The sequence below is a fragment of the Streptomyces sp. NPDC022910 genome (genome assembly GCF_055561075.1).
This window is the reverse complement of record NZ_JBVHHL010000072.1, coordinates 24,014-34,238: the sequence shown is the minus strand read 5'-3', so window position 1 is coordinate 34,238 and position 10,225 is coordinate 24,014. Positions and strand designations below refer to the sequence as shown.

The following is a 10,225-nucleotide window of genomic DNA, read 5'->3' as shown; positions in this document are numbered from 1 at the left end:
GCCGCTGCCGCTCCTGAGCCAGGGCCTGGGCCGGGACCTTCCGACTCTCGCGGTGGGTGCGGGCGTTGACCTCGGCGGTGAACGCGTCGCACGCCTCCTCCAGCTGGCCCCAGGAGGTGTAGGCGGGACGGAGGTTGACCTCGGTGGGCACCAGATCGCGCTTGGCGATCTTCACCGTGTTCTCCACCCCGCCCTTGGACGCCGGGTCGTAGGGGCGGCAGGTGCGCACGACGGTGCCGTAGTGGCGGCCGATCGCCACGATGTCGGGGTTGCGGACCGGAAGCTGGGCGATATGGGTGGTGGTGACGGTCTTCTCGTTGTCGGTCAAGCAGTAGGTCGGCACTCCGCCCAGGATCCGGAACGTGGCGTCCAGGCAGGAGGCGATCGTGGGGATCGTCTTGTCCTGCACCGGAATGACGACCCGGTAGCGCGACCAGGACAGCCACGCGCACCATAGCGAGATCTGACGCCCTGCTATCTCCGGGCCGCTGCCCCAGTCCCACTGCATCCAGTAGCCAGGCTCCGGAATCCAGGGACGGTGCACCCGGCGGTGCCCGGACTCGTAGGAACGCTTCGCCGCCGCGACCGCGCGCCGGGTCGTGCGGTCGGTGCCGGTGAAGCCCATCGCGACCAGCTTCTTGTGGACATGGTCCGCGCCGACCTTCCCGTGGGAGTCCTCGACCAGCTCCTCGATCTTCGGCAGGAAGACGTCGATCATCTTGGTCCGCTCGATGCGGGCCCGCGGATCGCGGCCGGTGCCGCGCAGCAGCACGTAGCGCCGGACGGTGTGGTGGTCGCAGCCGGCCAGCTCGGCCGCCTTGCGGTAGCTGCCCGTGAGGTCGTATGCAGCCAGAATCTCCATGATCTCCTCGTTCGTCTTCACGGACGACCACTCTGCAAGGTGGCTATCCGGGGCTCGTGGGGAGATCTCCTGTCCGCGACCGGGGAGGCTATCTGTCCGTCAGTGGGGAGCCCTCATGTCCGCCACTGGGGAGTTTTCCGTGTCCGCTCACAGCCAGGGTCGGCCTGCGAGGAGAGTCAGCCTCCGAGTGACGACCGGAAGACGGCGGAAGAGCACCGCGAAGTGGATCGGCGCAGGCGGCCGTGCGTTCGTCCCACGGCCCGCTGTCGAACATGAACGACGGGGCCACCCGGCGCCCCAACTGCCCGTTTCGGCCGTTCATTTTCCCGTTCACCTTCTGCTGGCGCTCGCTTTGCCCTGACAGAACGCTTTACGAACGGGAGGTGGGTGACTTGGCCCTTATCAGGCTCGTCCGCGTCAGCACGGACAAGCAGAAGACCCAGCGGCAGCACGACGCGCTGGCCCCCGCGACCAGGTCCCAGTCCCCGCCCACCGGCGTCCAGCACGCCACCACGTCCTCGGGCGACCACTCCCGACGCATGAACGCCCACCCCGCCGTCGACTACCCCATTCGGCCTGACGACCGGTCCGGGCCCGGGGCAACGGGGATGAGGCAGAAGACGTGGTGGCTACTTTGCACCGTGGGTCAAGGACAGGAGACCGGGGCCCACGTGCTTGGTCTTGGCGGTTTGCGGCCGACTTCTTTCTGTTTCCGGGTCCACAGAAGCCGGCCCCGCCGGATGCCGGGGGGGTTGGCATCGGCGGGGCCGAGCGGCTCGGGGCTGCCAGGGGGGAGGGCACCCACGAGCGGTCTGAGGTGCTGCTGCCCGCCTTTGGAGAACCTATGCGTCTTTTTTTTTGCCCGAGTTGCCTCCGCCCGGGGCCGGATCCAAGGAGCAGGTCCGCAACCGGCAGGTGTCGCGGGCGGTTTCAAGGGCACTCGGGGCCGGAATCGCCGCCGGGCACCGCTCCGGCGGCGAAATATTGACCACTTCCGGAGCGCGGCCCGCGGTGCATCGGGCGCCCGCCCGGGTAGGCGGAGCCCCGCACACCGTATGTAAGGGAGGACATTGTGTCGGCTGAGCAGACCCCCCTCTCCATCGATGTGACGGTGCCCCGGGAGGATGTTGCGCTGGTCATAGTGAAGGGTTTCCTGGACATCGACACGGCGACGGAGTTGCACCACCACCTCGCCAACCAGACGCACCACGGTCGACGGCATCTGGTGCTCGACCTCTCGTCGGTGCCGTTCATGGACTCGTCCGGCATCAACATCATTCTCAGGGCCTACAAGGAGACCCGGCAGGTCGACGGCTCCGTGGGGCTCATCGATCCGGCCCCCGCCGTACAGCGGATCCTCGACCTGACAGGGGTGAGCCTGACGGTGCCCTCCTTCAAGACCCTCGACGAGGCGCTCGCCGGGACGGGCGATTGCGCTGAGCCGGCCATGGCGGAAGGGGCTGTCCTCGGGGACGCCGACGCGCTCTGACGAGGCGCGGCGTCGACCGCCCGGCGCCGTCCGTCCTGCGCGGGCATTCGCGCAGGACGGACGGCCGACCGCGGCGCGCTCGGCATCCCGCGGGCCGCGGCTGTCGTCCCCCGGCTCACGCTGTTGCACACCCTCGATGCCAAGACCGGTGCCATGATGGGCATCCCGCTGCGGCAGGACATCGAGGACCACACCGCCGCGCTGCCGCCCGGGTCGGCCTTGTCTTTTACACGGACGGTCCAGTGGAGCGGCGGGCCTCGGGAATCGACCCGGGGATCGAGCGCCTGACGGTCGCGATGTCCGGGCTTGCCACCCCGGATCTGGACGGCGAACCGGACGCTGCCGCCGACCGTGTGCTCGAGCCGATGCTGCGGGACTCCTCACGCGACGACGACGTGTGCCTCTTGCTGTGCCACGTCGACAGTGAGTCGGTGACCGTGCCCGCGCCGGCGACGGCCGGGCGTCCCTGACGGAAGGACCGAGCGGCCGTCGTCCCGTCACCGCCCCGGCCGGATGTGCGGCTACACCGCGAGGCTCGTCGACCTGCGGTCGGCGGCCTCGGCCGGCGCCCTCCGTCCCTGGGCGGTGACACACAACTGAATCTCCCGCCTGCTGTGGGGATGGGCCACGCGCTCCAGCAGTCCCGCCGCGTCCAGCCTGCTCGCCGCGGGCAGCGCGATACCGAGCGTCTCGGCGAGCGCGCGAGAGTGACTTCCGGACGGTGCCGGACGGGCGGCCGGGAGCGCCTTCGACTGGCGCCTGGACAGACGCGGGCTGACCGCATCCGCCGCCGAAGTCCACAGCGTGACCAGGTCGTGTACCCCGGCCGCCCCTGAGCACACAGCCGAAACAGCCTTCCTGACGGGATCTTTGCATCATGCACCGATTGGGAACGTATCCGGGCGAACAGGTTTATTTTCATTTGATCCCGGGGGCGTAGCCGCCGTCTTTCTGGCAACCGTCACTAAGGGGACCGGGCGACAGCGCGACGAACGACGGCGACCGGCCGGTGCGCCGGCCCCGGGGAAGGACGACATGGCAACCGAGCCGCGTTGGGACGACAAGGCCGGGCCGTTCGAGACGGTCGAGAACCTCAGGGCCGACTTCGACGGTGGACTGCGCGACGTGACGGAGGCACGGCTCGCCGCCGAAGAGTTCCTGCGCAGGCTCGCGCGCGTCTCGCCCCCGACGAGTCCGGATCATTGGAACGACATCCTGCTGGTGGTCGACGAACTCGCCGCCAACGCAGTGCAGTACGCTCCCGGCCCCTTCGCATTGCGGATGCGACCGACGTTCGACGGGGTCCATGTGACGCTGCACGACACCAGTACGACGCCTCCCTCGCCGCGCCCCTTCCGCCCGGGCCGCCCCGGCGGCATCGGCTGGCACCTCGTGCACACGCTCTGCGACCAGGTGAGCGTCCTCGTCCACCCGGACGGCAAGGACGTGCACGTCTTCCTCCGCTGGTAGCGAGCGGCCCTCGTCAGGCGACCCACCGCCGGGTCTCGGAGCCGCCCGGAGCGGTGCGGCCCTCCTGCGCGACGGGCTCGGCCGAGGCCGATGGACCGGTGTCGGAGCAGGGTTCGGGAACGGCGCGCAGACGGCGGGCGTGCCGTGCGCCCACGGTGCCGCGGGGACTCAGTATCCGTTCCTCGTACCGTCCCATGGCCAGTACCAAGCACAGCATGGACACCGGTATGAGCAGCGCTACCGCAATCATGAGGGCTCCCTCCACAGGGCTACCCGTTCCGCATTGCCGCACTTCGCCCATAAAAACACCCATGGACGCATCTGCTTGGGCGGACATCCGTCATCTGCCGCAGGTGGGAGTCGAATCGGCGCCTCGTGACCGCCGCGGACCCGATGCGAGTTTCACCGGACCGTCGACTTGCCGATCGAGTTGCCTGACGATTCCGTCAGCGAATACCCGTGCCCTCGCAGGCCATTCGAGGTCGCGGCCGCGCCAGGGGGGACGCTGGTCGAGACAGAGGCCGATACCCGGCGCATCCATGCGACGGCGGATCATCAGCAAGGCACAGCCGCGCGCCGTCTCGGGGATCAGAATTGCGGCGGCAGCCCAGAGGTCCACCACGCGGCCACGCCTGTCGGCGACGACGACCAGGCAGGGAGCACCGCCTCAGGCCGCCAGCGTGGACGCGAGTTCGGTCGCTGCCTCGGCGAGTTCGGCGTCCGGCTCCGCGAGCAGCTGGCGCAGGACGTCTCGGTCGGCGCGTACGGCGCGGCGGGCCTCCCGCTCCCAACCCACGTAGTCGTGGTGGTAGTTGAGCAGCTTGGGATAGGCGGAGGCCGTGCTCTCCCACTGGCGGGCGTCGGCGATGTTCTTGAGCAGCCGGACGATCTGCGCTCGACAGGTCACCTGGGGGAGCCGGGCCAGTTCCCACAGGAAGGGGACCGTGGCGGCCGTCGCCTGGTCGACCACGAAGCCGTACTGACAGATTCGTTCCCTCAGAACGCCGAGGGACTCCCTGGCGGTGGGTTCGTCACCCCAGGCGACGTTGTGGAGCAGGACCGGGATGGCTTCCGCGGAGCCGCTGGAATCCTTGATGGTGTCCCATGGCACGTGCCCCAAGTCCTTCAGTGGTGTGGTCATTTCCGCTCCCCGCAAACAGTGTGGGGCAGGGCCCCGGTCGTCCTTCCCGTCGCAGCGGCGCGCGCGGCGTCGTGACCTGAGCGTCGGGCCATGCCTGCCCAGGGCGCCGCCCTATGCCGGAAGGGCCCCCGGTGTGCAGGTGATGACACGGCATCTCCCTGATGCGACGTCAGTGTGCGGCGTCAGTCCTGCCATTGACGCCACCGCTATTATTCACGCAGTCAGCATCATCTGCAATTGCATGGGAAATTGCACGATGGGTAGGAGAACCACGGGACCACCGTGGTGCGCGCAGTCCCTTGTGCGCGCCGGCACCCGGTGGCAGAACGTCAGCAAGGAGACTGTGGTGCCTTCAGTGCCAAACGGAGTGCGGGCCAGCGCGTTGGACGCGCGCTGGATCAAGAGCCGGCACAGCAATGCCGAGGGCAACTGCGTCGAGGTGGCCGCCCTCGCCGACGGGGCGGTCGCGATGCGGAACTCGCGCGACCCGGACGGGCCCGCGCTCGTGTACACACCTGCCGAGGTGGCCGCCTTCCTGGCCGGCGCCAAGGACGGGGAGTTCGACCACCTGGTATGAGCCTGCCCCGGACGGCAGAATGCTGTCGGCACATGCGGCGAACCCGGGCGGAGTGCGATAATGCACGCGTGTTGTCTGCCGGCCAACGGGGAGTCAGGATGTCCGCCGAGTCCCACCGCGTCTCCCGCCTCGAACCGTATCTCAACCGGACGGAACCCGCTCCGACTCTCCTGAAGATGCTGGTCGGCGTGCAGTTGGCCGGTATACGCGAGGACGCCGGCCTCTCCCAGGAACAGGCGGCGCGAGCGCTCGGATTCAGCCCCGCGAAGCTGTCACGCATCGAGGCCGGCAAGGGCCGCAAGCCGCCCACGGAAGGCGATGTACGTGCCCTGCTGGAGCTCTACGGCGCCGACGCGTACGAGGCCTCGGTCCTCGTCAGGCTGCTGCAGCGCGCCGGTGAGCCCGGCTGGTGGCAGCGCTACGACAAGCGGCTGATGCCCGAATGGTTCGACCGCCTGGTCGGGCTGCAGGAGGCGGCCGCCGCCATCCGTACCTTCGAGATCCAGTACGTCCCCGGTCTCCTGCAGACCGGGCCCTACACCCGGGCCGTGGTGGAGCGGGGTCTGCCGACGGCGTCGGCCGCCGAAGTGGAGCGCCGGGTGGAGCTGCGGATGCGGCGGCGGCAGCTGTTGCTGCGCCCGGACGCCCCTCAACTGTGGGCGATCGTCGACGAGTCGGTCCTGATGCGGGTACTGGGCAGCCCTGAGGTGATGCGCGAGCAGCTCGAGTATCTCGTCGAGATGGCTCAGCGCTCTCATGTCACCCTGCAGATCGTGCCGTTGGACGTGACGAACGCGTCGGCTCCCGCGATCCCCGTCACCTACCTGCGCTTCGGCGGCCTCGATCTGCCGGACATCGTCTACTTGGAGCACATCAGGAGCGCCAATTTCCTTGAGGACCGCGAGGAGACGGAGGAATACCGAGTGGCACTCGACCGCCTCGCCGACGAAGCCCTCAACCCCCGCGAGTCGCTGGCCCTGGTGCACAGAACGCTGGAAGAGCGTTACCCCGTCGGCTGACCGAAGGCTTGGGCGTCAGCGGAGGCGTCCCACTCCACCGAACTCGATCCATTCCTGGGTGAGCTGGCGGGGCGCCACCTCCGAGTCGGGCCGCCAGGTGGACACCTCCACCAGGCCCGGTTCCAGGATGTCCAGCCCCTCGAACCAGGCGGCGACGTCCTTCTCCTGGCGTACGCGCCCCCAGTGCCCCTGCGTGGCCTGGTCCATGAAGTCGGTGACGAAGTCACGGACCTTCGCATCCTCACTGACGAGCTGGCACATCACCATGAAGCTGCCCGGCACGAGGCGTTCGGTGAGGCGGCGGACGAGCGCGGGCGGTCCGTCGGTCTCGCTGTCCGGGATGCAGTGCATCACCGAGTTGAAGAGCACGGCCACCGGCTGCGAGAAGTCGATCAGGCGGCGGGTCTCGGCGTGGGAGAAGATCGCCTCCGTGTCCCGCATGTCGGCCTGGATGACAGCGGTGCGCTCGTCCTGCTCCAGCAGGGCCCGGCCGTGCACCAGCACCATCGGATCGTTGTCCACGTACACCACATGGGTGGTGGGGTCGACTTGCTGCGCGACCTGATGGACGTTGTCCTGGGTGGGCAGTCCGGATCCGTGGTCGAGGAACTGCCGGATGCCATGGTCCTCCGCCAGCGTCCGCACGACCCGCTGCAGGAAGCGCCGGTTGTTCAGCGCGAGCGCCCGCGTACTGGGCACGACCTTGTCCAGCTCCTCGCACGCTGCCCGGTCGGCGGCGTAATTAGTCGTACATTCGGGCGGCCGTCGGCACCGTGGCGTCGATCGACGTGGACAACTGCCTGCCAGACTGCATCGTTCCCCCAGGTCCGGGCCGTGCCGTCGGAACCGGCTCGGCGGGCACTCCATCCTAGAGAACCGGCGTTTGCCGATGCCAGTCCCCGAACGAAGGACGTAGGAACGACAAGTACCGCTCGCCACAGGAGCGAAGGGCACGCCGACGCGGGACGTGCCATGTCTTACCGTTCAGTAATATCGGCTCCCCCAGGCCTCGAAGGAGGAACCGTGTCCCGGTCGGAACGCTCTCCCCTTTTGCTCGCGGGAGTGTTGGCCGCCGCGGGCGTCGGTCACTTCGTCTCACCGCAACAGTTCGACGCGATCGTCCCGCGCGCCCTGCCGGGGTCGGCACGTGCCTGGACCTAGGCGAGCGGCGCTGCCGAACTGGCACTCGCGGCCGGGGCGGCACTGCCCCGTACACGTCGTGCGGCGGCGCGGGCGGCGGCCGCCTTCTTCGTCGGTGTGTTCCCGGCCAACGTGCAGATGGCGGTGGACTGGCGGGACCGTCCCGCGCCGCTGAGGGCAGCGGCCCTGGCCCCGGCTTCCGCTGCAGGTGCCTCTCGTACTGTGGGCCCACGGCATCACCAAGAAAGCGGAGGTAAAGGCATGACGGGACAGGTCGAAGTGGGCACCAGGGTCGAGGACTTCGCCCTTGCGGACGAGTCCGGTAGGCAGCGACGGCTGTCGGAACTTCTCGCCGACGGTCCGGTGGTGCTGTTCTTCTACCCCGCCGCCCTCACCCGGGGCTGCACGGCCGAGGCGTGTCACTTTCGTGACCTGGCCGCCGAGTTCACGGCCGCCGGCGCGCGGCCGGTCGGCATCAGCGGTGACCCGGTCGAACGCCAGCAGGAGTTCGCCGGACGCCATACGCTCGGCTTCCCTCTGCTGTCGGACGAGGACGGGACGGTGCGAGAGCGGTTCGGGGTCAGGCGCGGTTTCTCCGTCGCCCCCACCAAACGCGTCACCTTCGTCATCGACGAGGACCGCACAGTCCTGGAAGTGGTGCGCAGCGAACTGCGGATGAGCGCGCACGCCGACCGGGCGCTCGCCGCCCTGCGTGCCCGCAGAAGCTGACGGCACGCGTCGGCACACCGCACCTGACATCACCTGCGGCTGGGCCGGATCGGCGGCGGGACGGGCGCCTCGTACCGCCGCCCTCGGTGCTCGGACCCCTGGCTCACGCCCTGTTGCGGGTGAGGCGGAGGGTGGCGTTGACGGTGGTCAGACCGCGCATCATGCTCATCTGGTTCCAGACGATGCCGAACTGCTCGCGATCCACGGTGAACTCCGCCTCCAGCGTGACGGCGTCCGCGTCGGCCTGTGCGATGCGCGCGGTGAAGGACTGGGGCCGGCTGATGCCGCGCACGGTCAACTGGCCGGTGATCTGCGCTGTGTCGCCCGACCGCGCCTCGGCGCTGCGGACCGCGAAGGTGATCTCGGGGTGCTGGTCGGCGTCCAAGAAGTCGGTCGAGCGCAGGTGCTGGTCGCGCTTGGCGTTCTTGGTGTCGAGAGAGGTGGCGTCCAGGGTGATGGTGCCGCTGGCGGTGCCATCGGACTTGACCTCTCCCTGACCGCTCACGGCGGTGAAGGAGCCCTTGACGGTGACCAGCCCCCACATCGTCTTGTGCCGCACGGCGACGGTGGAGGCGGTCCGGTCGAGTTGCCACAGTCCGGTTTCGACGGCGACGGTCATGAGCGTTCTCCAGAAGAAGAGGGGGAGGCAGGGACGACGACTGGGTCATCCAATTTTGGATGACCTCACGCTAGCCTCTTCTTCAAATTTGAACAACTGGCTCGTCCAAATATGGACGACGACCGTCCCGCACCCCCTCCCGAGTACGACTCCGGGGTGCCGGACGCCGGCTCAACGATCGGCATCCTGCACCCCGGATCGACTGCCCCGCGCCGCCGCGCGGTAACCCCTGTCAGTACCCGGGGAAGACCTGTCGCAGCACATCCAGCGTCAGCGCGCCACCCGTGAGCGAGACGCCCGGCGGGGTGTGCTCGGGGGCGTGACGGCCGGTGGTCAGCCGCAGCCACCACTCGGCCGGCGCGACAAGCACGCCGTCGAGCCCGGCCGGCTCGTCATCGGTGAGCGCGACCGCATCGCCCAGATCGAGTCCGAAGGAACGCTCGGGGGAAGTCAGCCGGACCGCGAGGCGCATGTGACGGCCGTCCAGGGCATCGGTCCTCCCGATGAAGCCGAGGAGCATGCCGGTCTGGCCCAGCAGCGGTTCGACCGCGGCCGCCGCGAGGGTCGCCGCCGGATCGAACGCGACCTCCACGTCCCAGGTGTGATGCGTGAACTCACCGAGCCGCAGCCCTGCCGCGGTCGCCACGTCGACCGGCGCGGGAAGGAAGCCGAGATCGATGCGCAACTCCTGCCGCGTCTGCGCGTCAAGGCTTTCGTAACGGGTGACGAGCCCCTCGTTGGCGGGCCCGAAACCCTCGGCCCGCTCGGCCGGGCTCATGGCGTCCCAGCGCGCCCAGACCGACTTGTTGAAGTCGCCGTCCGCCGGGCCGGCGCCCTCCAGCGCGCGGTCGAGCGCGGCCAGACCGATCTCCGCGCCGCTGCCCAGATGGCTGAGAACCTGCGACACGTCCCAGGCCGAGGCCCCGGATGTCCGGGTGAGGTCCTCCGGGCCCAGCCCGCGCACCACCTCGGTCAGGTGGTCGTGCCCACTGCGCAGGGCGTCGATGATCTGGTCGGCACGGTCGGTCATGGTCAGCCTCCGAAGCAGGAAGGACCGGCGTGGGGGGGGGGGGGGGCCCCCCCGGGGGCCCCCCCCCCCCCCCCCGGGGGGGGCGAGAACCGTGTTGTGAACACCAACGAAAACCCGCACGCACCGGCCGAACGGCCGGGCGCCGCCGC

The 10,225-nt window shown here is 69.3% G+C and carries 11 protein-coding genes and 3 pseudogenes; 7 read left to right on the top strand and 7 right to left on the bottom strand.

Annotated elements, in window-relative coordinates:
* On the bottom strand, window positions 1-883 hold an 883-nt coding region (istA, locus tag ACZ3TS_RS37565; RefSeq protein WP_467626451.1), incomplete at its 3' end, for an IS21 family transposase.
* A gap of 1,051 nt (window positions 884-1,934) precedes the next feature.
* Here istA and ACZ3TS_RS37560 point away from each other — a divergent pair.
* Together ACZ3TS_RS37560 and ACZ3TS_RS37555 are read left to right on the top strand one after the other, a co-directional pair.
* Window positions 1,935-2,351, top strand: coding sequence for an anti-sigma factor antagonist (locus tag ACZ3TS_RS37560; RefSeq protein ID WP_467626449.1), 417 nt, complete (start codon window positions 1,935-1,937; stop codon window positions 2,349-2,351).
* Between the two features lie 123 nt (window positions 2,352-2,474).
* Window positions 2,475-2,821, top strand: a pseudogene (locus ACZ3TS_RS37555) (SpoIIE family protein phosphatase); the annotation flags it as partial.
* A 51-nt stretch (window positions 2,822-2,872) separates the two neighbouring features.
* Here ACZ3TS_RS37555 and ACZ3TS_RS37550 read toward each other — a convergent pair.
* On the bottom strand, window positions 2,873-3,193 hold the full coding sequence (locus ACZ3TS_RS37550) for a hypothetical protein (RefSeq protein ID WP_467626448.1): 321 nt from the start codon (window positions 3,191-3,193) through the stop codon (window positions 2,873-2,875).
* Window positions 3,194-3,386: 193 nt separating this feature from the next.
* On the opposite strand from ACZ3TS_RS37550, the gene ACZ3TS_RS37545 reads away from it, so the two are divergent.
* On the top strand, window positions 3,387-3,821 hold the full coding sequence (locus tag ACZ3TS_RS37545) for an ATP-binding protein (protein WP_467626447.1): 435 nt from the start codon (window positions 3,387-3,389) through the stop codon (window positions 3,819-3,821).
* Window positions 3,822-3,834: 13 nt separating this feature from the next.
* Here the strand turns inward: ACZ3TS_RS37545 and ACZ3TS_RS37540 are convergent, their stop codons facing one another.
* Both ACZ3TS_RS37540 and ACZ3TS_RS37535 read right to left on the bottom strand, forming a co-directional pair.
* Complete coding sequence (locus ACZ3TS_RS37540) at window positions 3,835-4,071, bottom strand: hypothetical protein (RefSeq protein WP_467626445.1); 237 nt, start codon at window positions 4,069-4,071, stop codon at window positions 3,835-3,837.
* A gap of 417 nt (window positions 4,072-4,488) precedes the next feature.
* A complete protein-coding gene (locus ACZ3TS_RS37535) occupies window positions 4,489-4,962 on the bottom strand; it encodes a hypothetical protein (RefSeq protein ID WP_467626443.1) in 474 nt (157 codons plus the stop codon).
* Window positions 4,963-5,308: 346 nt separating this feature from the next.
* Here ACZ3TS_RS37535 and ACZ3TS_RS37530 point away from each other — a divergent pair, with 346 nt between their 5' ends.
* Complete coding sequence (locus ACZ3TS_RS37530; protein ID WP_467626442.1) at window positions 5,309-5,539, top strand: DUF397 domain-containing protein; 231 nt, start codon at window positions 5,309-5,311, stop codon at window positions 5,537-5,539.
* A gap of 98 nt (window positions 5,540-5,637) precedes the next feature.
* Complete coding sequence (locus ACZ3TS_RS37525; protein WP_467626440.1) at window positions 5,638-6,558, top strand: helix-turn-helix domain-containing protein; 921 nt, start codon at window positions 5,638-5,640, stop codon at window positions 6,556-6,558.
* A 15-nt stretch (window positions 6,559-6,573) separates the two neighbouring features.
* Here ACZ3TS_RS37525 and ACZ3TS_RS37520 read toward each other — a convergent pair.
* A pseudogene (locus tag ACZ3TS_RS37520) lies at window positions 6,574-7,372 on the bottom strand (SAM-dependent methyltransferase).
* A gap of 209 nt (window positions 7,373-7,581) precedes the next feature.
* Between ACZ3TS_RS37520 and ACZ3TS_RS37515 the strand changes: the two are divergent.
* Together ACZ3TS_RS37515 and ACZ3TS_RS37510 are read left to right on the top strand one after the other, a co-directional pair.
* Window positions 7,582-7,963 (top strand): annotated as a pseudogene (locus ACZ3TS_RS37515) (DoxX family protein).
* On the top strand, window positions 7,960-8,427 hold the full coding sequence (locus tag ACZ3TS_RS37510; protein WP_467626439.1) for a peroxiredoxin: 468 nt from the start codon (window positions 7,960-7,962) through the stop codon (window positions 8,425-8,427). Before ACZ3TS_RS37515 ends, ACZ3TS_RS37510 begins: the two are co-directional and overlap by 4 nt.
* Window positions 8,428-8,530: 103 nt before the next feature.
* On the opposite strand, the gene ACZ3TS_RS37505 is transcribed toward ACZ3TS_RS37510, so the two are convergent.
* Both ACZ3TS_RS37505 and ACZ3TS_RS37500 read right to left on the bottom strand, forming a co-directional pair.
* Window positions 8,531-9,046 (bottom strand): YceI family protein, encoded by a 516-nt coding sequence (locus ACZ3TS_RS37505; RefSeq protein WP_467626438.1) that lies wholly within the window; start codon window positions 9,044-9,046, stop codon window positions 8,531-8,533.
* Between the two features lie 232 nt (window positions 9,047-9,278).
* On the bottom strand, window positions 9,279-10,076 hold the full coding sequence (locus ACZ3TS_RS37500; protein ID WP_467626436.1) for a maleylpyruvate isomerase family mycothiol-dependent enzyme: 798 nt from the start codon (window positions 10,074-10,076) through the stop codon (window positions 9,279-9,281).
* Between the last annotated feature and the right edge of the window lie 149 nt (window positions 10,077-10,225).

Excerpts from the sequence above, each read along its gene's own strand:
- ACZ3TS_RS37545 (WP_467626447.1), top strand. The coding sequence starts at position 3,387 with ATGGCAACCGAGCCGCGTTGGGACGACAAGGCCGGGCCGTTCGAGACG.
- ACZ3TS_RS37540 (WP_467626445.1), bottom strand. The coding sequence starts at position 4,071 with ATGATTGCGGTAGCGCTGCTCATACCGGTGTCCATGCTGTGCTTGGTA.
- ACZ3TS_RS37535 (WP_467626443.1), bottom strand. The coding sequence starts at position 4,962 with ATGACCACACCACTGAAGGACTTGGGGCACGTGCCATGGGACACCATC.
- ACZ3TS_RS37525 (WP_467626440.1), top strand. The coding sequence starts at position 5,638 with ATGTCCGCCGAGTCCCACCGCGTCTCCCGCCTCGAACCGTATCTCAAC.
- ACZ3TS_RS37510 (WP_467626439.1), top strand. The coding sequence starts at position 7,960 with ATGACGGGACAGGTCGAAGTGGGCACCAGGGTCGAGGACTTCGCCCTT.
- ACZ3TS_RS37505 (WP_467626438.1), bottom strand. The coding sequence starts at position 9,046 with ATGACCGTCGCCGTCGAAACCGGACTGTGGCAACTCGACCGGACCGCC.
- ACZ3TS_RS37500 (WP_467626436.1), bottom strand. The coding sequence starts at position 10,076 with ATGACCGACCGTGCCGACCAGATCATCGACGCCCTGCGCAGTGGGCAC.